We start from the raw sequence: 23,993 nt of genomic DNA on the forward strand, positions 1-23,993 counted from the left end.
TTATTTGTTGATCCATATCCTATTAAACCAAAACTCATCCATTCCTTCATTGGTGAGTTCAATAGTATAGGTCCCTTTTTGGGCGAAGGAAATCTGACCTATCCGTCGATCGGTAAACTCCGGATTGTAATTGTTCTCATTCGGCTCGGCCACCATCAGCGAGTTTGGTTCTAATAGTCCTTTAGTTGTTTTTTTATCTACTGTAATGCTGATCTTTTTATCTGTTTTGAGCGGATTGTAGGCCGATAGGTCAAAATTGTATAAGCCTGGTTCAGCAATATATACTGCCCATCTGATCTTCTTTGTCCCATCAAGTTTGATACGGTTAGGCTGTTTTCCATCATATTTTTCATAGGCTATTCCTTTGTCCTGATGATTAGTTGTGGTGAGAGCAAGACCTCCAAAAGTCGATTCCGCAACAATATCGCTATCTATAGTGGGGGATTGGTCGTATTTTAGTATGATATTGGAAACGTGGTTGTCTGGCTCTACACCATTTAGCTCGATATGCAATAACGGTCCGTCAGACTTAAATGAAAGTTTTCTTTTTGTTATGCCTCGCATGAGGTAGACTTCTTGTGGCGCAGTTTTGATTCCTGAGATGCGTAAGGTTTGATCCAATGGCCAGTTGAAGACCTGGGCATATACAAAAGTAGAGCTGCCCTCTTGCCTAGTTGTGAGGTATCCCCAATCATGCTGTTCCGCTCGGAGCGGAAGTCCAGTGGCTCCATAGACACTATTGCCATAGACTTTGAGCCAATCTCCTACCTCATGGAGACGTTGTGTACTTTCATATGGAACTTTGCCATCTGCTCTAGGGCCTATATTGAGTGTGAGACCTCCATTAAGGCTCACGTTGGAGATCAAAGAGTGAAATAATTGAGAGGTCGATTTCCATTCATTCTCTTGTCCGTTATAACCCCAAGAGTGTGCAATTGTAGCGGGCGTCTCCCAAGGGTGATCTATGTAGGTACTGCCAAATTGATTGTCGCCGAAAGTTTCAAAATCAACATTTTTTTCGTCCGTGGGGAGTCCGAGTCTTGAATTGATGAGACAGTGGGGCTGTAAGCGGCGTATGAGCTCGACAACTTGTAGCAACTGTTCTTTCTTAATGATAGATTTTTGATAAGGAATCCACATGTCAAACCACATCAGTGCGATATCGCCATAGTCGGTCAACAGTTCTGTAAGTTGAGGGATTACCTTTTCTTGCCAATACTGGTTAAATTGGGCATCGCTTACATGACCTTGCAGTTCTTGGTTGTGATCCCAGGCGTAAGGATGCTCCCAGTCGATCCAATGCGAATAGTAAAACCCCAGTTTCATACCGTGTTTGCGACAGGCATCTGCTAGTTCTTTTATGATGTCCCTATTAGAGCCAGCTAGGTGAGGTAGGGAGTAATCTCCTATTTTTGTATCCCATATAGCTACGCCGTCATGGTGTTTACTGGTCATGATAATGTATTTCATGCCGGCTTCTTTTGCAAGAATTACCCATTCCTCAGGGTTTATTTTGTTCCAATCAAAGCGCTTCGACAATTCGCCATACTCTTCTTTCGAGATACGGTTGCGGTACCTTATCCATTCCGCATAGTTGTTGAGGTAACGCAGTTTTTCCCCTTTCCAAAGCCCTTCAGCAGCACTGTATAGTCCCCAATGGATAAACATCCCGTATCTTGCCTCTTGAAACCATTGGGCTTTCGCAGAAGAAGACTGAGCGGATACTTGTAGGTAGGATACTATGGACAGACAAATGAGTACAAAGGACTTCAATAAATTGGAACGAATCATAATGCTGTGTTTTTGTGGTCTAACAAGATACTAAAAATGAATTTTTATCAAGAAATATAGGTTGATATAGAATATAAAATCCCCGTTGCGGTGAGCAACGGGGATAGGGTGTTAGTGGGATTAGTTTTGTTTAGCCCACCAAAGTGGGGTTAATACTTTGTCACTGCCACCTAATAATGTAACAGCTTCTTGATATCCTGTTGGATCAGAATCTCTCAAAGAAGAAGGAAATGGCAGTCGCTGCGGAAAGAACTTGATATTACTTGTTAAAAAGTTGCCTGAATTAAGATCAGGTAAATTTGGTAATGCATTTTCAATAGCTGGATTTTCATAGAATGGTAAACCTAACCGTCTTTGATCATTCCAGGATTCTAATGGTAGCCAAGGTAAATTGGCAATAAATTTCTGAGTAATAATCTTAGTCAATATATCGTTACGTACGGAACCACTTTTGTAAAGTGAATTGACGGGGTATTTGATGCTAACTGTTCCGGCTGTTTGAGTGTACCCGTCGATGAAGTTCATTGTGTGTTCATTACCAGGTTCGGTCGTATGAGAGAAACTTACAGAGGTGCCAACTCTATTATAATCTGTTGAACTCAGGTAATCAGAGGCAAATTGACCTACTCCCCAATAATCAAAGTTCGCTTTGATACCATCTTCATAAGCAGTTTGTGTAGAAGTTCCTGTAGTCCATCCTTTTAGGGAGGCTTCCGCTAAAAGGAAGTAGGTTTCCCAGTTTGCAAAGAAGATACGACTATTTGAGCTTTTTCTGAATTGATTAGCTAATGCAGGCACTTTACCCACAAGAGTACTGCGTAGTCTATTGTTAGTGCCCTTAGCGGCCCAATCCCCCAAAGCAAAAGCATTCCAGGTAAATTTGGTATGCACAGGGATTTTACTATTCGCCGTTACTAGCGTGTCTACTGTTTTTTTGGAGTCATCGCCATTCACAAAGAAATTTTGGTTATTGATGTCGCCTGGGATAAAGAAAGCTTTTAATGCACGAGGGTCTATTTTATTTGGTAATCCGTCTAACCAGTATCCAGCAGAGGGGTCGTTGGTCATAGAAGTAAAATGGTCAGCATATCGTTTTCCTATATAGTTCTCCGCTTTGATGGATGATTTTAGGGAATCAGCTACTTGTCTTTCTGTTTTTATGCCGCCTAATCCCAAATAGAGATTGTTTAATGTGGACGAAAGTGCTTGGTAGTTCCATGAACGGCTGGTAACGCCTGCTAAAGGATCCCAACCGTCTTTTTCTGCAACAGTGAAATTATCTTCTGTAGTTATGATGTATTGTTTTGTCTCTACTGCAGCCTCAAACTCCGTTTTAGCCTTTTGTGCGTCCACTTCGGATAGTCGCATGGCTAGTCGCATACGCATAGAGTTGGCGTATTTTATCCATTTTTCGTGGTTAAATTTATAGGCTCGATCAAATTTAGCAATGTCGTCTGGAATTTTAACGCTAGGATCGATTTTAGAGACAGCGTCTTTTAGTTCTTCAAATAGATAATAGTAGACATCTTTTACAGAGCGGTATTTCGGATTTTCCCCTAAAGCGTATTCAATTGGCATCGGGCCAAAATTGTCAGCCACTTCGCTGATCAAGTAGGCTCTCCATATACGGGAGATTTGTAAAATATTACTGGTGTATTCGTTGGCCGATCCTGCCTTAATTTCATTGGTAGCAATTTCGATCCCTTTTGTAGCATTTTTTATCCATTCTGCTGAATATCTGTAATAGTCTTTCGACCAATCATCATTAGCTGTCCCCGTCGCGAGGCCATTGGTCATGTGTTGCCTTCCTGTAGTTTTCCAGTCCAATACAAATATCCGCTCTCCTATGTGAGGGTCCTGTTGAGCTCCTGTAAGCGAGTTGTTGAAGAAAAACTCAATCTTTACTTGATTGTCATTACCCTTAAGCGGGTTCACATTCATGTCATCAAACTTAGAACATGAACTCGCAACTCCCCCTAAGAGGAGTACAAGACTTATTTTTGATATGATAGTTTTCATTGTTTTCTTTTTTGCTTGATTAAAATCCTAACGTTAAATTGAGAAAGAATGATCTAGAGGTGGGAGTTGAAAAATTCTCGAAACCTGTCGCATTCGAATTGATTGCGAAGACCGATTCTGGATCTATACCATTTGCATAGCTTTTAATCATCCAAACATTGTTAGCTGTAAAACTTACCTTGGCACGTTGTACAATACTGCTACCTAAAATGTTTTTTGGAAAGTTATAGCTCAACGTTACATTTCTCAAACGGATGTTGGTTGCATCATATACATTTTGCTCCGTAATACCATAGTTTCCTGAAGTAGAGGTTACTTGTGCCCAATACAGTTGCGGTGTAGTCTGTTGTGTGTTTTTTGCATAAGAGCCATTGGATTTTACTACTCCGTCAACAACGAAAGGTGCGCGTTCGCCATTTGGGGCTGTGATAGCTGCGTTACCATTAGCTTGGAGGTTAAGGTTAGTTCCTGAAAAGAATTCTCCACCAAATCTTCCGTCTACCAAAAAGCTAAGACCAAAGCTCTTATAAGCAAAGCTATTATTCCAGCCTACAAGGGCTTTTGGAGCTTGATTTCCCAACTTGTGAAGATCATCAGCTGCTTGAGGTACTCCGTTTCCATTTAATATCAACTGTCCATTGAACTCGCTGTCCGCATCCTCGACTCTTAAAAATTTGGTGCCATAAATATCGCCATATAGACCTCCTTCAAGAGCTCTGATAGAGACATTGTCGTATGATCCCAACGGATACATGTCTGCGCCTTCGATAAGGCTGATTATTTTATTTTTGTTTGTCGAAAAATTAACACTTGAATTCCAAGTCAACTTATCAGCGTTCGTTAGTATCCTGCCATCTAATACGACCTCGAATCCAGAGTTTTGGATATTACCAGCATTGATTTTTTCATATTCATAACCACTGTATGGATTCATCGGTAAATCAATTAACTGATTTGTCGCATTTGTTTTATACCAAGCGAAATCTAAACCTAATCTGCTGTTAAATAATCGTGTGTCGAAACCAAACTCAACAGTTCTGATAAGTTCACTGAGTACATCGGGGTTAAACTTAGTTTTACCCATTCCAGCAGTTGTGTTTCCGTTAGGATCCTTTCCAATATCATATACATTGTATAATTGAAAGGCAGGTAGGTCGTTTCCAACTTCAGCATAAGAACCTCGTAGTTTAGCAAAAGATAACCATTGAGGTAATATTCCTCCTGTTTTTGTGATCATGTCAGAGATAACCCACGATCCACTAACGGATGGATAGAAGAAAGATCTGTTGTTTAAACCTAGTGCCGACGACCAATCGTTTCGCCCAGTTACGTTCAGGAATATGTAATTATCGTAGTTAATCTCTGCAGTAGCATACAACGAATTTATTTGTTTACGCAGTAAGCTCTGTTCGATCGTAGGGAACGATTTGCTATTATTGATGTAGAACAAATTAGGTACTTGAAGCTCACCGGTATTAGCATCAATGCCTGCAGATTTGGTTTTCATAATCTGTCCAAAAATAGATGCTGCTCCGCCCCATTTTCCAAATAGGTCATCTTTACGGGCATTTATCGCTAAAGTGAAGTTGTTTTCAAAAAAAGTATTCTTTCCTAACACATAGCTTCCTCCTGTGATCAGCGGACTCCCGCCGTAGGTTTTAGTTTCGTAATTGGTGGTATATTGGTCTCGGCCAAATCTAGCTTCAGTATCCAGCCAATCATTGAATTTGTATTTAATGTTTCCATTCATAATAAAGCGATCTCGGATATCATTATTCAAACGGTATTTTTCGAGCCAGTAAGGATTTATAGTTTTATTTTCCGATGTCCCATACCAGGCCATATCGCCTACTGCATTCAATGGATTTTTGAAATCTAAGATGTTTATGGAACGAGGCATCGTGAATAGGGTGCTGTACACGTTGGAATCATTATGTCCAGAAACAGGCCTGTTTTTAGCATTAATATTCATGTATTGCACTTTCACATCCGTTGTCCAACGCTTGTCGGGACCGAACGATGAAGTGACTTTTGTCATCAGGTTTAGCCGTTCTAAAGAAGATCCTGGAATTTTGCTTTGATCGTTTAGATAGGTTGCTGAAGAATAAATGTTAGTTTCACCGAGTTGCTGTTGGAAAGCTAGGTTCTGTGTGTGATTTACGCCCGTATTGAAGTAAGAGCCAATGTTGTCATAGGCTTTCCCAGAGATATTTTCTCCCCAGCTGTTGGTCATTGTTGGGTTGTAGACGCCATCTTTTCCCTGTCCGAAATTATTCTGAAGCTCGGGAGTCATGAATATGGTTTCGAGACCAAGGGTTGAAGAATAAGTGATACCAGCGCCACTCTGAGCTTTTCCAGATTTGGTAGTGATAATAATTGCTCCATTACCGGCTCTTGAACCGTAGAGTGCAGAAGCAGCCCCACCTTTGAGGACAGACATACTTTCGATATCATCGGGATTGATGTCGCCTAATCCCCCGCCCATATCGGTTGCGGGATTCCAGATATCATTGTTCTTGTCGCCATTACCTTTTATTCCACCAAGGAAATTGTTCATCGGTACGCCATCTACAATTATTAAAGGTTGGTTGTCTCCAGTAAGAGAGTTGTTGCCCCGAAGTGTAATTTTGGTAGAAGACGCTGGACCTGCTGAGCCCTTTATGATTTGAAGCCCAGAAACTTTACCTACCAAAGCGTTGGCAATATTTGTTTCCTTTGCATCAACAAGTTGATCTCCTTTGACATCTTGAAAAGAATAACCTAAAGTTTTCTTTTCTCTCTTGATTCCCATTGCTGTGACAACAACCTCATCTAAAGATCCTTCTTGGTTTACTAAAAACACATTAATCGTTTTAGCTGATGAGGCGATAATTTCCTGTGTGGCGTAGCCAATCATGGAAAAACGTAATGTTTGGCCCGTTTCTACTTGGATAGCATACGCTCCTTGGCTATCCGACTGTGTCGCTTTGTTGGTGCCCTTTATGGAGATGCTTACTCCTTTTACGGGGCCAGATGCATCTGTAACTATTCCAGTGACAGATTGCTGTGCAAATATCGTCGATATGCATAGAAGCATAAGGATAGATAAGCTGCAACATTTAAGATAAAACTTGCTCATAAAATTTAGTTTTAGTTCGTTTCTGTTTGTTTTTTGTGTAGTACTTCCCAATTTGACGAGGATACAGCTATAGAAGCGGTTCCTATTATTTGTGCATTGTGTAATGTAGAGATTTCTATACTTGTGTCTTTGGATAGACGCTGTATGCTGAATTCTAGCATAGAAGCCTGTATCTGCGGTAATAGTATCTGTCCTATTTCCGAGCCTTTACCACTGATGATCACTTTTTCTGGATTAATGATGTGTATTAATGTCGCAATGCCTTTTCCGAGCATATAACCAATTTTAGCAAAAGACTCGATTGCTACCTGATCACCATTAAGTGCAGCGGCTATCAATTGATCTATGTTGATTCTCCCTTCTTGACCATAATGGGCGGTTAGTTGAGAGATTTGTCCATTTTCAATTTGTTCACTGGCATAGCCTAATGCGGCAATGAGCGACGCTTCTACTTCAAGACAGCCCCGTTTACCACAGGAGCATAGCTTGTTCTGATTAGATAAGGGAATATGGCTAAACTCTCCTGCATAACCACTATGTCCCTTAAACAGTCTTCCTTCTAATATCATACCTAGACCCACCCCCCAATTTAGATTTATGATAAGAGCATTATTGGATCCTTTTGCTTTTCCAAATTGATGTTCGGCAATGGCAATCGCTGTAGAGTCATTTTCGATGTAGGTAGGGATCTGCAGATGCCTTTCGATAGCATCCTTTATATGGTATAGCGGATCTGTGGGAGAGTAAGAAGAATTAATTCCTTTTTCAGAGTCTACAAAGCCAGGCATACTAATACCCACTGTTAAAATGTTCTCCTTGTTCTCACTCTCCAAGAAGGAATCAATTAGGGCTATAATTTTTTCTAAGGGATCCTCGCTCTGATTCAGATTAATGTGTTGTTGATGTAGTTCTTTAATCATTTGATTGGAAAGATCCATTAGCGATATACTCGTATTGTATTGGTCGATAGCAATAGCTAGTAGGGTAGGTAGAACTTCTATGTTTAACGAATACTGGATAGCTCTCCGACCTCCCGTAGATGCCGCAAATCCTTCTGAATTGATCAAATTATATTGGAGTAGTTCCTGTACGCTCCGAGTAACGTTAGGAACACTTTTTCCAATAGAATTGCTTAACTCAGCAATAGATTGCGGAGTCTGATAATATAAGGATGTCAATATGGACTTATGGAGCGTTTTCAATGTTAAGAAACTATATCATTGTAAATAACTGGATTTAATATCTGGATAAAGATAGGTTAAAATTATTTTAACATCAAAATACTTTTTAATTTTTTTAATAAGTTTTCTTTAGTTAGGTTTTTGAATGTTGTTTTGGAGGATTATGAGCCTGTAGATTTAGTAACTTTTTGGAAAAATTGTATGTTTCTACGAACATATGTTCCTGTAAATTGTAACTAATAGTGTTTTTACTAGAGATTGGTATGGTGTACAACTTATATGTCTGTTTTTGCGGATTTATGATGAAAAATAGTAACTTCGTGCAATATGCTATAATTATGAAGCAAAGATATTATTCTTTAGATGTGTTTAGAGGTGCTACAGTGGCACTCATGATCATGGTCAACAATCCCGGTACATGGTCCTCTATGTTTACTCCACTCAAACATGCTCCATGGCATGGTTGTACACCTACGGATCTGGTATTCCCATTCTTCTTGTTTGCTGTCGGTAATGCCATGTCATTTGTTATTCCACGAATGCAGGATGCAGGGGATGGTGTTTTTTGGAAAAAAGTGATCAAGCGGACCATTCTGATTTTTTTAATTGGCTTAGGATTAAATTGGTTTCCTTTTGTACAGTGGGGAGATGCGGGACTGCAGTTTAGAGAATGGGTGAGTAGTGCTGACCCCAATAAGGGCGTCCGTATATTCGGCGTATTGCAGCGTATCGCAGTAGCCTACTTCTTCGCTTCCGTCCTGGCTTACTATTTCAGACCACGGACTTTGATCTATATAAGCGCTTTTATTTTGTTAAGTTATTGGGGGCTCTGTATATTTTTAGGTACAGGTGACCCATATTCTCTAGAGGGCTGGTTCGGTACAGTTTATGATAAACAGATCTTAGGCATTGCGCATATGTATAAAGGCGAAGGTGTGCCATTTGATCCAGAAGGACTAATGAGTACAATACCGGCCGTAGTACAGGTCGTCTTTGGATATTTGGCAGGTACCTTTATTAAGAACCAAGGGCAGGTTGATTGGCTTTGGACCAAAGTGCCGCAAAGCAATGAGTCCCATTTTAAATTGTTGTCAGGTTTATTCGTAACCGGATTTATTTTGGTAGTATTGGGTTGGATATGGTCGTTAGGTTTTCCCATTAATAAGAAGATATGGAGTAGTTCCTATGTATTATACACCACAGGTTTAGGTGTCATGACTATAGGGGGGATGATATGGTATATTGAAGTGCAAGGGGTAAAGAATAAACTTACCCGGTTTTTTGATGTCTTTGGAAAAAATCCTCTGTTTATTTTTGTTTTGAGTGGCCTGCTGCCCAAAGCTACGGCTTTGATCCGTATCCCAAATGGAGTTGGAGAGAGCGGTCAGGCTTTATTTACGACACCTTTTTCCTGGTTCTATAAGAATGTGTGCGCGCAGATCCCTGGCCCTACGGAGTTAGGTTCATTTGTTTATTCACTTTGCTTTTTGGGGATTATGTGGGTGATCTGCTATTGGCTTGATCAGAAAAAAATATATGTGAAAGTATGATAATTAAGTCGTCAATTATTGATGATCAATGGATTTTTATTTTTATTTTTTACTTTTTAATTCATACCTTTGCGGACAATTAATAAATTTTATAACGCTTTAATATTATTCAAGAGATGTATTTAAGTAAAGAGTACAAAGCTGATATCTTCGCAGAATTCGCTGGAACAGCATCAAACACAGGTTCTGCAGAAGGACAGGTAGCTTTATTCACAAAGAGAATTGCTCACTTAACAGAGCACTTGAAAAGAAACAGAAAAGATTTTAACACACAACGTTCCTTACAGATGTTAGTAGGTAAGCGTCGTGCTTTATTAGCTTATTTGTACAAAAAAGATATCAACCGTTACCGTGCGATCATTAAAGGTCTAGGTTTACGTGATATCATCAAGTAAGCTTATACAGTGAAAAGCTTAAGAGCCACTCCTTGTTAGGGGGTGGCTTTTTTGTTTTCGCTTCATTCTCAGCCATGAAAGTTTTTGTTTGGTTGGAGTATTACTCTAAATTTTATTTACCTTTGTGGTGATTTTTAAAGGTCAAAAAACAAGGTGCATCATATTAATAAAGAGGAAAATGCATCTATAAAGAAAACAAAATGAGTTATAATGAAAAGAAAGTAACGATTGAGATGGGCGGTGGCCTGCCTCCAATCGAGTTGTCTACAGGAAAGTTAGCAAAGCAAGCTGACGGTTCTATTGTTTTAAAGCAAGGTAATACCATGTTGTTGGCAACTGTTGTTTCAAACAGAGAAGCTAAAGCAGGTGTAGACTTTTTGCCTTTATCCGTAGATTACCAAGAGAAATATGCCGCTACTGGTCGTATTCCAGGTGGTTTCTTACGTCGTGAAGCGAGATTGTCAGATTACGAAGTCTTAATCTCTCGTCTGGTAGATAGAGCTTTACGTCCATTGTTCCCAGAAACATATCATGCAGATACCCAAGTGATGATTTCACTGATTTCTGCAGATAAAGATATTATGCCAGATGCATTAGCAGGATTGGCAGCATCAGCTGCAATTGCAGTTTCTGATATTCCCTTTAATGGTCCGATTTCGGAAGTTCGTGTAGCTAAAATAGATGAACAGTTGGTCATCAATCCGCGTCTTTCTGAGCTGGAAAAAGCCACACTAGAATTTATCGTAGCTGGTTCTGCACAGGATATCGGTATGGTGGAAGGTGAAGCTAGTGAGATCTCGGAAGCAGAGATGGTGGAAGCTATCGCTTTTGCACACGAAGCAATCAAAAAACAGGTAGCCGCTCAGTTAGAGTTAGCTAATTTGGTCGGGTCTACTGTAAAACGTGAATTCAGCCACGAACCTTCTAATCCGGAATTGCGTGCAGCAATTTTTGCAGCAACATATGATAAGGTGTACGAAGTTGCAAAATCGGGATCTACAAAACATGAGCGTTCTGAAAGGTTTGCAATTATCGGCGAAGAATTTTTTGAAACCTTAGGGGAAGATCTTGATGAAGAGACAACCTTTTTAATGAAAAAATACTACCACGACGTACAGTATGATGCGGTTCGTAATTTGGTGTTGGATGAAGGAATCCGTTTGGACGGTCGTAATGTACGTACTGTACGTCCGATTTGGTCTGAAGTAGATTACTTGCCTGCAGCGCACGGTTCAGCTGTATTTACTCGTGGAGAGACACAAGCATTGACATCTGTTACTTTAGGAGCTAAAGACGATGAGCAGATGATAGATGGCGCTTTCATCAATGGCTACAATAAATTTATTCTGCATTATAATTTCCCTGGGTTTTCAACAGGAGAAGTAAGACCGAATAGAGGTGCTGGACGTCGTGAGATCGGTCACGGTAACTTGGCAATGCGTTCATTGAAGCAGGTATTGCCCGCTGATTCGGAAAACCCATATACTATCCGTGTCGTATCTGATATATTGGAGTCAAATGGATCGTCTTCTATGGCAACTGTGTGTGCAGGGACCCTAGCGCTATTAGATGCTGGAGTTAAGTTGAAAGCACCCGTGTCAGGGATTGCTATGGGATTGATCACGGACGAAAAATCTGGTAAGTATGCTATTCTTTCAGATATCTTAGGTGACGAAGATCATTTAGGCGATATGGACTTTAAAGTGACAGGTACTGAAAAAGGTATTGTTGCTTGTCAGATGGATTTAAAAATCAATGGTCTGAAATGGGAAGTATTGACTCAGGCATTGGATCAAGCAAAAGAAGCGCGTCTTCACATCTTAGGGGAGATGAAGAAAACAATCGATGCACCTCGTGAGGACTATAAACCGCATGCACCACGTATTATATCGTTGACTATTGATAAAGAATTTATCGGAGCGGTGATCGGTCCAGGTGGTAAAATTATTCAAGAGATGCAACGTGAGACAGGATCTACCATTTCAATCGAAGAAGTGGAAAATAAAGGGGTGGTTCAGATCTTTGCTGACAATAAAGAATCAATTGACGCTGCTGTTGCGCGTATCAGAGCAATTGCGGCTAAACCAGAGATTGGTGAGATCTATGAAGGTAAGGTAAAATCTATTATGCCTTTCGGTGCATTTGTGGAAATCATGCCGGGTAAAGATGGATTATTGCATATCTCTGAAATTGATTGGACACGTTTAGAGACAATGGATGGCGTGCTTAAAGAAGGCGATATGGTCACCGTAAAACTCTTAGATGTGGACAAACAAGGTAAAATGAAGCTCTCACGTAAAGTGTTATTACCTCGCCCACCACGGGAAGATAAGCCAAAACAAGAACAAAAGCCTGCAGGAGATACTCCGAAAGCATAAGTATGTTGTCCAATACAGAGCCCAGCTAGCAATAGCTGGGCTTTTTTTATTGCTTTTTGTAGCCAGAGGAAAGGCTATAGCCCAGCTTGTAGATACATAGGTGTCAACTACAATATTAAGTCTGTAATAACCTGGTATTTAACTACCCTTTACATAGCTAATAGCTAGGTTAAGGCTATGTAAAGGCTATGTAAAGGCTATGTAAACCATAGGTTATTGTTATATAAATATATAATCAGGTTTGGTGTTGATTCCATCGATATCTGATGTTGCCTGTAGAGGACTATAACTATTTAGGGATTAGTAACGATAGGCATAAAAAAAGTAAGCCCCGAAGGATTACTTCGAGGCTTGTTAAAATAGTAGAATTAAGTTTTATTATTTTCCTGGGCCAAATACATTTCCGACCATAGTCATGGCGCAACGGAATCCAGTCATAGCATTAGATTCATTCTGTTGCATATAACGTCTCGTTGCCGGATTTAACCAGTATGCTCTGTCGTTCCAAGAGCCACCTTTGAATACGCGTGACTTATCGTTAACAAGCGTAGTTTTGCCGTAGAGAGCCTGCTGTTCTTCATCTTTAAATCCTCTAACATCATAATCATAAGTGGTATTGTTTGGATCGCCGGCTTTTGCAGCTTGAAGCTCTTCCCATGTTTGCTTTCTTGGAGCTTTGGCAGGAACTTTGATCGGCCTACCATATTTATCTTTAGCTAATGTTCTAGTCTCCGCATTTTCATATTGATTGTCCATAAATACATGACCACGGAAAGGGTTGAAGTCTTCAAAGTCTTCGAATGAAAGCTGACGATATACATCACTTACCCATTCATTGACATTCCCTGCCATATTATAAAGGCCAAAATCGTTGGGTTTATAGCTGTTTACCGGTACAGTGATGTCTCCTCCATCATTAAGGTCGCCCGCGACCCCCATATTATTACCTCCTGTAATCTTGAAGTTGGCCATCATTCTACCTTGGTTTCTACGGCTTCCGTCACGAACTCCTAGACCATTCCAAGGGTAGGCTTTACTGGTTTCTATATTGCCATCGTATGTGTTACCTATTAAGCCTAGAGCAGCGTATTCCCATTCCGCTTCCGTGGGAAGTCTATATGGTTGTTTCAATATACCATCTTCCATGCGTACGGTACGTCTAGCATCTTTTTGTGCACCTATTTTATTGTCTTTAGGCATATTCTTGCCATCGATTCCCGCGCCTTGCATCTGACCATTTAAGTAAATTTCGGTATTGAAAGCCTGTCCTGCTTGTTGCTGTTGGTCATTTAAGGTTTTGTAGTCAACCAATATGCCTCGCTCCCGTAAGATATGTTCATTGACACGGTCAGTACGCCATTGACAGTAGGCATTAGCTTGTTCCCAAGATACCCCTACTACCGGGTAATCCTGAAAAGACGGATGGCGTAAGTAGAAATTTACATAGGGTTCATTGTAGGATAGTGGATTACGCCATACTAAAGAGTCAGGGAGTGCGTCGTAATAAAGCTTGCCATCCTGGGGATAATTTTGAGAAATCCAATGAAGATACTCCAACCAATCGGCATTCGACACTTCTGTCTCGTCAATATAAAAGGAAGCTACCGTAACACGTCTTCTCAAGTTGTCGTGTGAAAAAGCCAAATCCTCATTTAGGCTTCCGCCCATTACAAAAGTTCCTCCTTCAATTCCAATGAGACCTGGTCCCGGACTCTCTTTGATCTTGCGGTTGATTTGAAGACCTCCGTTATAAGGATCATTGTATCGTACACCGGTTTTAGCGGATACATCACCACGTTGGCTTTTGCTTTTACAAGAAGTCATTAACAGCGAAGCAGAAACAACTAATGCGGCGGATGTAATGACAAATCTCAAATAGTTCATATGAATAATCAATTGTCCATTTAAATAACTCCCAAAAATATAAATAATTTAAGAGATATGGTAAGCATTAACGTATAAAATAATATACATAATAGTTTGGGTAATCTGTTTAATAAAGTGATTTTTCTTTCAAGCCTCGCTTTTCCCTGTATATTGTTGTATTGGGCTTTCTCCAAAATATATAGTAATTTAGACATTTTTTAAGGAAAAGTGTCAAGTTAAATGTTATCGTTGTTGGGGTAAATGAAAAAATTGATGCAATAGATATAATATTATGAAGATAAAGGTAGGATTTGGATTTGATGTTCATCAGATAAAAGAAGGGCATCCGTTTATTGTCGGTGGCGTGTTATTGGATCATCATGCTGGAGCATTTGGACATTCCGATGCGGATGTGTTGGTTCATGCGGTTTGTGATGCTATTTTAGGAGCCGCTAACTTAGAGGATATCGGTTATCATTTCCCTAATACAGAAGAACGTTGGAGGGGTATAAGCAGTTTGGTGCTGCTCAAAGAATGTGTCCGCCTGGTCCTAGAAAGAGGCTGGTCATTGGGCAATATAGATGCAATGCTCTGCTTGGAAGCGCCAAAAATCAAACCTTATATTCCTGAAATGAAAGAAAGAATCGCGGAGGCCGCTGGTCTAGAGGTCGAAGACATTTCAATAAAAGCAACGACCAATGAGACGATGGGATTCATAGGTAGACAGGAGGGAGTCGTGGCCTATGCCGTGTGTCTAATACAGAAAGCGTAAAGCTGATTCCACAGCCGAATATTCTAGAAGCCTTAGAAATCATTAAATTTAGTGATTTTTAACAGCGGATTATGCTGTAATAATTAATACTTTTGTAGTGTTTGGGGTGAAGTGTGTTAATCCAATTACCTTTATACATAGGTTTATAGAATGTTAGTTTTAATTTCAAAAAATACCTCGGGACATATACGGTCACTAGTTGGCTTGCTTGTTCTATTTTTCATATTCTTTTCTTCGTGTAAGAGCGCGAAAAATAAAAATAAAGCCTTTGATAAAACTAGCGGTGCAATAGAAGAAAAAGAGTATAATTTTCGCCAGAACTTTACAGCGAAATACAATGTTCTTTACAATTCTAACTTGATGCTAGACAATGAAAGAGAGAATATCTTTCATGGAGCAAAAAAAAATTATCAGGTGCGTCAAAGTGTTTTTGATGAGCCTCAAGGAGATGGTGAACCGCACAAGCTGATGGATTCACTGATTCAGAAAGCCTACAAGATAGTCAATAACAAGCAAGAAAGTAAGTATGTCAATGAGGCCTATTTGCTGGTCGGAAAAGCTAATTATTATAAAGGAGCTTACCATACATCTATTGAGTTTTTTAATCATTTGCTCCGTTCTGCGATAGAAGAACAACCACAATATCTGCCATTAGCATACGCTTGGAAGTCTAGAGCTTTGTTGCAAATCGGGAAATATGAAGAAGCGAAACTGGCAATAGATTCCTCTTTTGTCACATTGGATGAGGAAAAGAAAACGCGCACTTTTGTTAACGCTGCCGCAGCGAATTATCATATCAGACTAGGGGATGAACTTACTGCTATCCCGTATCTAGAATATTCCTTGGAGTCCAATTCAAATATACTGGATAATAGAAGATGGACGTTTTTGTTGGCTCAGCTTTATATGGATAATGGAGATAAGGAAAAAGCTTATAACTACTTCAATAAGATATCAAAAAGTAATGTGCCATTTGATATGGCTTTTGAAGCTAGTCTGCAGGCGGCATTTTTAGAAGGAGATAGAGGACAAGGGCTAGTCGATAGGGTCAGACCCCTGAAGCGTATGCTTAAGGAAGGCAAGAATGATGGTTATCAAGATCAGATTCTATATCAGATAGGAGATATTTATTATGAAGCTGGAGATCAAGGGGAGGCTCTGAATTATTTTAAGAGATCGTTGCTTCAACCCCAAAGGAATGAATACCAATCTACGGAGACCTACTTACGGTTAGCCGAGCATTATTTTGATCATCAATATTATTTTGAAGCCCAGAATTATTTCGACTCTGTGGCTATGGTGTTGCCCGCAGATTATACAGATGTCAATAAAGTCCGCCGTAAATTAGGTTATATGGACGAAATCACGCAGTTGTATCAGGAGGTTTCGTGGCAGGATACGCTCCTTCAGCTAGCGGCTTTAAATGACAGCGCCCGTGAAGTGATCTTAGAGACATACGCACAAGAACAGTTGGTAGTCAAGAAAAAAGAACTGGAAGAACAGGAGAAACTTGCCAAAAAGGCAAAGAAGAAGTCTAAGAAAGGTGAAGTGATTAATACCGCTTATGCCGCCTACGGATTGGGACAATCGATGGATATTTCGAATACTGCAGACCGGACTTTTTATTTTAATAATCCTGATGAGTTGTTGGTCGGGCAGAATGCTTTCAAACGTAGATGGGGAAATAGACAGCTCAAAGACAATTGGCGTTACGAAGGAGATAACTCGGCTAGGCTACAGGGGGCAGAAACTGCCATTGTCGCTGTAGCAGATAGTGTTACTGAAAAGGAAGAACTGGACGAAGAGCTGTTCATGTCCAATGTTAAAGAACGGTATAGGAAAGAAATCCCTGCAGATAAGGAAGCTTTTGAAGCTAGTCACAAAATAGTACACGATCGTCTTATTGTAATAGGCAATATTTATAGGGATTACACCCAGGATAATGGTGATGCGATAAAGGTATATGAAGAGTTTCTGAGACGTTACCCCAATACAGATGCTGCGGCAGAGATATATTATTCGTTGTATCGGATGTACGATGGTATTAATAAAGAGAAATCACAGAACTACTTTAATCGGCTTGTGGCATTGTTCCCGAATAGCCTACATGCCAAAGTTGCTAAAGACCCTTCTTACATGGATAAGATAAAGAGGGATAAAAATATTTTAGACCGAGTTTTCGAAAAGCTATTTACGTTATATGCCAACGGTGATCATGCTGCAGTGATCCGGGAAGCAGATGTCGATCTCAAAGAGCGCTTCGAAAATACAGCTTTGGTTGCGCAGGTAGAATATCTGAGAGCGCTTGCGGTCGGTCGTGTCGGTCGTGTCGAAGATTTTACAGCTACATTGGAAGGGATTGTCGAACGTTACCCTTCTGATAGTCTAGTTGTCCCGCTAGCAAAAGAAAATTTGGTCTTCATTGCTGAAAACCCACAGTACTTTGTACATCGCGTCAATGCGCTGCAGGATATGGATAAATCCAGAGTTGCCTTTGTAGATGAACCGGATATGACGGCATGGCCTAGTCTTGGTATTTACGGTGATTACAGAACTGGTACGGCAATTGTTAAAGAAATACCAAAACCGAAAGAGGAACCGAAGAAGGAAGTTGTGGTAGCAAAGGTCGGAGAGAAAGTAAAAGAGGAACCGAAGAAGGAGGTCGTGGTAGCTAAGGTTGAAGCGAAAGTAAAAGAGGAACCGAAGAAGGAGGTCGTGGTAGCTAAGGTTGAAGCGAAAGTAAAAGAGGAACCGAAGAAGGAGGTCGTGGTAGCTAAGGTCGAAGAGAAAGTAAAAGAGGAACCGAAGAAGGAGGTTGAGATAGCTAAGGTTGAAGCGAAAGTAAAAGAGGAACCGAAGAAGGAGGTCGTGGTAGCTAAGGTCGAAGAGAAAGTAAAAGAGGAACCGAAGAAGGAGGTTGAGGTAGCTAAGGTCGAAGCGAAAGTAAAAGAAGAACCTAAACAAGTGGTGTCCTTAATAGATGTAACAGGGGTAGATCGACTGACCGCTAATGGCAAAGTTAATACTGATGTGAGTATCATTGGCAAGGACTTAAAATTAGCGGATTCGAAAATAGATTTTGGCCCCAACGACTATAGAGATAAGAGATTGTTTCCGGATACAGCAGAATACTACTTTACGATAAATGTGTTAGATCCAAAGGTAAATATGGCTCCAAGTCGTTACGGAATAGGACAGTTTAATAGGACAAGATATCATAGTGTTTCGCTTAATCATCAATTGGCAGTAATCAACGGTGAGAATCAGTTAATCTTCATCGGACCATTCAAAACTTTTGAAGAAGTAAAACTTTATGAATCAAGATTATTGCCATTAATGCCTGAAATAATGAAAATACCAGGAGAAATTTATAATACCTTTGTCATCACAAAACAGGCTATCCCGGCACTGACGGATGGTGTGGAGATCAAGAAGTATCATCAAAATTATATAGAACAATAGTGGATATTTTTATACGATGAAGAGAGAATCGAAGAACATTAAATTAACAACGGAAGAAATAAATAGATATACGCGTACATTTTGGCTGATTTTATTTGGGTTTATAGTCTTTGTATGCTTGTTTTTGGTTGGGGTACGTGTTGGGTTATTTGGCAAGCTTCCATCGTTCGAAGATTTGGAGAATCCACGAAGTAATCTGGCTTCTGAGATTCTGACGGAAGACAACCGCGTATTAGGTACTTATTATCTTCAAAACAGATCGAATGTAAAGTATAGCGAACTATCGCCTCATTTGGTGCACGCGCTCGTATCTACCGAAGATAAACGGTTTTATGATCACTCGGGGATTGATTATTTCCGTACACTAACCACAATTTTTCATACCATAGTATTGCGCGATAAACAGGGGGGGAGTACAATTACACAGCAATTGGCTTTGAACTTATTCTCCGAAAGACGGGAACGCAGTACGATCAAGCGGGTTATGCAGAAATTTCAGGAGTGGATTACAGCGGTACGTCTAGAACGAAATTATACCAAAGAGGAAATCATTATGATGTACTTTAATACCGTAGATTTTGGGTATAAAAATACATTTGGTATAAAATCGGGAGCCCGTACTTTTTTTAATACCACCCCAGATAAGCTGACTGCCGAACAAGCTGCGCTTTTGGTCGGCATGTTGAAAGGTCCTACCATGTACTCTCCTATAAGAGCGGAGGAAAGAGCTAAGACTCGCCGTAATCAGGTACTGATCAATATGCATGCGGAGAGCTTTCTAACCGATGCGGCACTTGCAGATGCTAAAAGTAAACCCTTAGGCCTGGACATAAATATCTCGAGCTATGGAGAAGGTCTAGCTCCTTACTTTAGATCAGTACTAAAAGACGAAATAAAAAAGGAGTTACAACGGCTTTCCATTACCAAAGCGGACGGTACTCCTTATGATTTAGATAGAGACGGTTTACGGATCTATACACCACTCAACTACAAAATGCAAGAGTATGCTGAAGAAGCACAAAAGGAGTGGATGCAAAAACTGCAGGGCGAATTTGATAAACAATGGCGCAGCCGAAATGCATTTGCAGGAGCTGACAAACAAAGGCTATTGGAAACAGGTATGAAGCGCTCGGATCGTTATAAGGAGATGAGAGATAACGGGGCTTCCGCCGAAGAGATAAAAAAGGCATTCAATACCAAAGTGTCGATGAGTATATTTACCTGGAAAGGATCTATTGATACCGTAATGACGCCTATGGATTCTATCAAGTACAATAAGCTAATGCTGAGAAATTCACTTATGGCAATGGATCCCACAAATGGTCATATCAAAGCATGGGTCGGAGGTATCAATTTTGAACACTATAAGTTTGATCAGGTGAAAATGGGGATTAGACAAGTCGGGTCAACAGCCAAGCCTTTTACTTATGCTGTAGCTATCGACAATGGTTACTCTCCGTGTTATACTGTTCCAAATCATCAACAAACATATGGCGACTGGACACCTCGCGGTACGGTACAAGGAGGCGATCCTATTACATTGAAAAATGCCATAAAATATTCCCAGAACTTTGCAACAGCTTTTGTTGTGAACGAAGTGGGAGCAGCTAGTGTTGCTGATTTAACGCGTAAGATGGGAGTGACATCGGACGTTCCAAATTATCCTTCCATATCCTTAGGAGCATACGAAGCTTCAGTGTATGATATGGTAGGAGCTTATTCTGCATTTGTTAATCATGGCACATGGATCGAACCAACGATGATTCTACGCATAGAAGACAAGAACGGTACCCCTATTTATGAGCGTACGCCTAAGGTGCTAAAAGTGTTGAATAGTGAATCAGCTTACATTATGGTTGATATGTTGAGAGGTGTAGTTGATGGAGGGACAGGTTCTCGTGTTCGTAGAGCGGAATATGGTGGGTTGACTATTCCTATGGGCGGCAAGACAGGTACAACAAATGGTAACGCCGATGCTTGGTTTATCGGTTTTACGCCACAATTAGTAGCCGGAGTGTGGACAGGAGCTGAGGATAGAAAAATTAGTTTTAGCAGCATGCAGTATGGACAAGGAGCAGCCGCAGCGCTTCCCGTGTTTGGCCTATTCATGAAAAAAGTGTACAATGATAAATCGCTGAACTATTCAAAAATGGATTTTCCAAAACCTCCTGAAGGAATGACCAGAGTCATGGATTGTTCCGAGTATTCTAAATATGAGGGGTATTCTTCTGAACCCGAATTGCAGGACGATCGGTTAGGGTTTTAAGTAGTAATGGATTCATTTGACTATAAAGCAGAATTAAAGAGGATACCTCATAAACCTGGAGTCTATCAATATTTTGATAAAGATGATGTGTTGATTTATGTTGGTAAGGCCAAAGATCTGAAAAATCGGGTGAGCTCTTATTTTGTCAATGAGAGACAACTGAATTCAAAGACAAAGGTCTTGGTGCGTAAGATACATCGCATTGCTTTTACAATCGTTGACACTGAAATCGATGCCTGGTTGCTTGAAAATAACCTGATCAAAAAACACAAACCAAGGTATAATGTCATGCTCAAGGATGACAAGACCTACCCTTGGATTGTAATCAAAAATGAGGCTTATCCTAGGGTGTTCTGGACACGTAAGTATCTCAAGGATGGGTCTAGGTATTATGGTCCCTACGCCTCGGTAGGAATGATGCATATCGTTCTTGATACCATCAGGGAGCTGTTTCCATTAAGAACATGTTCTTTGAACCTATCCCCCGAAAATGTTGCCAAGGGAAAATATAAGGTATGTCTCGAATACCAGATTGGGAGTTGTAAAGGACCGTGTGAAGGGCTTCAAGAACAAGAAGAGTATGATCAAAACCTAGAAAGTATCAAAGATATCCTCAATGGTAAGATCGGTGCGGTAACATCGAGATTGAAAGAGCAGCTGAATGATGCTGTCGGTGCTTTAAACTTTGAAGAAGCCTATCTGTTAAAGGCGAAGTTAGATAAGTTGGATAATTATCAGAGTAAATCTACAGTTGTCAGCTCATCTATTACCAATGTCGACGTTTTCAGTATCGCTTCTGATGAGAGTTATGCATTTGTCAACTTCCTTAAAGTGATGAATGGTGTGGTAATACAGACACAGACTCTCGAGATGAAAAAGAGACTCGATGAAAGTGATGAGGAGCTCTTAGCTATTGCTATTCCACAGATAAGGAACCGGTATAAAAGTCTTTCTCGGGAGATCATTGTGCCTTTTGAGCTCCAGATTGAAAGCTTGCCAGCAGAAGTTAGCTTTTTCGTGCCAAAATTGGGGGATAAACGTAAGCTGCTCGACCTGTCGCTAAAAAACGTGGCTTATTTTAAAAAGGAGCGTCTGCTACAGTATGAGAAGCTAAATCCAGAAGTCAAAACAGAACGACTGTTGAATCAAATGCAGAAAGATCTGCGGATGAATGTGTTGCCACGGCATATTGAATGTTTTGACAACTCTAATATCCAAGGTGACTTTCCGGTATCGGCTATTGTCGTTTTTAAAGATGGAAAGCCATCCAAAAAAGATTATAGGCATTTTAATGTAAAGACGGTCGAAGGTCCAAATGATTTTGCGACCATGGAAGAGGCCGTGTTTAGACGTTATCGTAGGTTGTTGGATGAAGGTGAAGAATTGCCCCAGCTGATTATTATAGATGGAGGAAAAGGTCAGCTTGGTGCAGCGCTAAAGAGCTTAAGACTCTTAGGGATAGAAAAGCAACTTACGGTTATCGGGATTGCAAAACGCTTAGAGGAGCTTTACTATCCAGGAGACCAGTATCCCCTTTATTTGGATAAGAAATCTGAAACGCTGCGGGTCATACAGCATTTACGAGATGAAGCACATCGCTTTGGAATTACTTTTCACAGAAACCAACGGAGTCGCAAGACCTTTGTTTCCGAATTGGAAAATATACCGGGAATCGGTAAAACTACGGTGGAGAAGCTGTTGAAAACATTTAAATCCGTAAAGCGGATCAGGGAAGAATCGGACACAAATTTGGCACAGGTTCTGAATACCAAACAGCTTAAGGCATTGCGTGCATATTTTGAAATGCCTGCGGAGTAGCCCCCTAAGGCTAGTGCATTATTACGTCTAACACATAATTTGATAAAGAGGTGTGGCAAGGTTGTGCTGGCACCTCTTTATTATTATTTAATTATTATTTAGTCATCGTAACCAAAGCGTTTTAAATGATTTTTCTTGGATCTCCAATCAGGAATGACTTTCACAAATAATTCTAAAAATACTTTTCCATCAATAAATTCCTCAATGTCCTGTCTTGCGTAGGTACCTACTTTTTTGATCATAGCACCTGCTTTACCAATAAGAATGTTCTTTTGGGAGTCTCGCTCTACGATAATTTCCGCAGCGATCCGCGTGATCTTAGGTTCTTCTTTATAGGAGGTTACCACGACCTCTGTACTATAAGGGATTTCTTTGTCATATAGCTTGAAGATTTTTTCACGGATTATTTCAGAAACGAAGAAACGCATAGATTTGTCCGTCAGCTCATCTTTCTCGTAATATGGAGGGTGTATAGGTAATTTATCCTTGATATAGGTTAAAATAGGAGGAACGTTGTATCCTAATAAAGCCGACATTGCGAATATAGCCTCTGGATTGAGTTTCTCTTTCCAGAATTCCATTTTCTCCTTTACTTCTTCTTCGGTAGACTTGTCTATTTTATTGATTAGAACAGCCACCGGAGAAGAGGTTTTACGTAATTTGTCTAGAACATCACTCTCGTCATATTTCTCGTGTATATCAGTAACAAATAAAATAATATCAGCATCGATCAATGAGCCTTCGACAAAATTCATCATAGATTCTTGTAGTGTATACTTTGGAACGATCACTCCAGGAGTGTCAGAAAATATTATTTGATGGTCTTCATCATTCACAATTCCCATAATGCGGTGACGGGTAGTTTGAGCTTTAGGCGTGATGATAGACATCTTTTCGCCGACTAAAGCATTCATTAGCGTAGACTTACCTGCGTTTGGCTTACCAATAATACTTACGAATCCTGCTTTGTGTGACATTATTTTGCTTTTTATTTGTTTTGCAAAGAAACAAATAATATCTTTGTACTCCAATTAAGGAAGTAAATAATCTTTGATTTTGCTAGTAGAGGCAAAGATTTGAAATAAAAATATATTGCGGGGTGGAGCAGTGGTAGCTCGTCGGGCTCATAACCCGAAGGTCATCAGTTCGAGTCTGGTCCCCGCTACTAAATAAGTTTGAGGCGCGAGGCTTCAAAAAAATAAAAATATTGCGAGATAGAGCTATGAAGCTCATGGGCTCATATCCGCCAGTTGGCGGACATTAGTTTGAATCTCAGAATTGCAATAAGATATATTGCGGGATGGAGCAGTGGTAGCTCGTCGGGCTCATAACCCGAAGGTCATCAGTTCGAGTCTGGTTCCCGCTACTAAATAAGCC

13 protein-coding genes and 2 tRNA genes are annotated in these 23,993 nt (G+C 40.2%); 9 read left to right on the top strand and 6 right to left on the bottom strand.

The annotated features are described in order from the left end of the window. The 4 genes from JKG61_RS03040 to JKG61_RS03055 all read right to left on the bottom strand — a co-directional run bounded on the left by JKG61_RS03040 (window position 1) and on the right by JKG61_RS03055 (window position 8,130). Window positions 1-1,791, bottom strand: a complete 1,791-nt coding sequence (locus tag JKG61_RS03040; protein ID WP_202101536.1) for an alpha-L-fucosidase — start codon at window positions 1,789-1,791, stop codon at window positions 1-3. Window positions 1,792-1,911: 120 nt separating this feature from the next. Further along, entirely contained in the window at window positions 1,912-3,810 is a 1,899-nt protein-coding gene (locus JKG61_RS03045) for a SusD/RagB family nutrient-binding outer membrane lipoprotein (protein WP_202101537.1), read from the bottom strand. 19 nt (window positions 3,811-3,829) lie between these two features. After that, window positions 3,830-6,928: a SusC/RagA family TonB-linked outer membrane protein gene (locus JKG61_RS03050; RefSeq protein WP_202101538.1), complete on the bottom strand. Its 3,099-nt coding sequence runs from the start codon at window positions 6,926-6,928 to the stop codon at window positions 3,830-3,832. Between the two features lie 11 nt (window positions 6,929-6,939). Further along, window positions 6,940-8,130, bottom strand: a complete 1,191-nt coding sequence (locus JKG61_RS03055; RefSeq protein ID WP_202101539.1) for an ROK family transcriptional regulator — start codon at window positions 8,128-8,130, stop codon at window positions 6,940-6,942. A gap of 317 nt (window positions 8,131-8,447) precedes the next feature. Here JKG61_RS03055 and JKG61_RS03060 point away from each other — a divergent pair, with 317 nt between their 5' ends. The 3 genes from JKG61_RS03060 (at window position 8,448) to pnp (ending at window position 12,432) form a co-directional block, all read left to right on the top strand. Continuing rightward, entirely contained in the window at window positions 8,448-9,659 is a 1,212-nt protein-coding gene (locus JKG61_RS03060) for an acyltransferase family protein (protein ID WP_202101540.1), read from the top strand. A 116-nt stretch (window positions 9,660-9,775) separates the two neighbouring features. Next, a complete protein-coding gene (rpsO, locus tag JKG61_RS03065; protein WP_202101541.1) occupies window positions 9,776-10,054 on the top strand; it encodes a 30S ribosomal protein S15 in 279 nt (92 codons plus the stop codon). Window positions 10,055-10,254: 200 nt separating this feature from the next. Then, window positions 10,255-12,432, top strand: a complete 2,178-nt coding sequence (gene pnp / locus JKG61_RS03070) for a polyribonucleotide nucleotidyltransferase (RefSeq protein ID WP_202101542.1) — start codon at window positions 10,255-10,257, stop codon at window positions 12,430-12,432. A 378-nt stretch (window positions 12,433-12,810) separates the two neighbouring features. Here pnp and JKG61_RS03075 read toward each other — a convergent pair whose 3' ends face one another. Further along, window positions 12,811-14,316, bottom strand: coding sequence for an SUMF1/EgtB/PvdO family nonheme iron enzyme (locus JKG61_RS03075; RefSeq protein ID WP_202101543.1), 1,506 nt, complete (start codon window positions 14,314-14,316; stop codon window positions 12,811-12,813). Window positions 14,317-14,590: 274 nt separating this feature from the next. Between JKG61_RS03075 and ispF the strand changes: the two genes are divergently transcribed. The 4 genes from ispF to uvrC all read left to right on the top strand — a co-directional run bounded on the left by ispF (window position 14,591) and on the right by uvrC (window position 22,616). Next, window positions 14,591-15,070, top strand: coding sequence for a 2-C-methyl-D-erythritol 2,4-cyclodiphosphate synthase (ispF, locus tag JKG61_RS03080; protein WP_202101544.1), 480 nt, complete (start codon window positions 14,591-14,593; stop codon window positions 15,068-15,070). A gap of 150 nt (window positions 15,071-15,220) precedes the next feature. Further along, window positions 15,221-18,532, top strand: coding sequence for a type IX secretion system periplasmic lipoprotein PorW/SprE (gene porW, locus JKG61_RS03085; protein WP_449618960.1), 3,312 nt, complete (start codon window positions 15,221-15,223; stop codon window positions 18,530-18,532). Window positions 18,533-18,548: 16 nt separating this feature from the next. Further along, window positions 18,549-20,798 (top strand): penicillin-binding protein 1A, encoded by a 2,250-nt coding sequence (locus JKG61_RS03090; RefSeq protein ID WP_202101546.1) that lies wholly within the window; start codon window positions 18,549-18,551, stop codon window positions 20,796-20,798. 6 nt (window positions 20,799-20,804) lie between these two features. Then, entirely contained in the window at window positions 20,805-22,616 is a 1,812-nt protein-coding gene (gene uvrC, locus JKG61_RS03095; RefSeq protein ID WP_202101547.1) for an excinuclease ABC subunit UvrC, read from the top strand. A gap of 98 nt (window positions 22,617-22,714) precedes the next feature. Here the strand turns inward: uvrC and era are convergent, their stop codons facing one another. After that, entirely contained in the window at window positions 22,715-23,593 is an 879-nt protein-coding gene (era, locus tag JKG61_RS03100; protein WP_202101548.1) for a GTPase Era, read from the bottom strand. Window positions 23,594-23,709: 116 nt separating this feature from the next. On the opposite strand from era, the gene JKG61_RS03105 reads away from it, so the two are divergent. Together JKG61_RS03105 and JKG61_RS03110 are read left to right on the top strand one after the other, a co-directional pair. Then, window positions 23,710-23,781 (top strand) — tRNA-Met (locus JKG61_RS03105). Between the two features lie 129 nt (window positions 23,782-23,910). Further along, window positions 23,911-23,982: transfer RNA gene (locus JKG61_RS03110), tRNA-Met, on the top strand. Window positions 23,983-23,993: the final 11 nt, after the last annotated feature.

Source organism: Sphingobacterium faecale, from assembly GCF_016746095.1.
GTDB classification, from domain to species: Bacteria; Bacteroidota; Bacteroidia; order Sphingobacteriales; family Sphingobacteriaceae; genus Sphingobacterium; species Sphingobacterium faecale.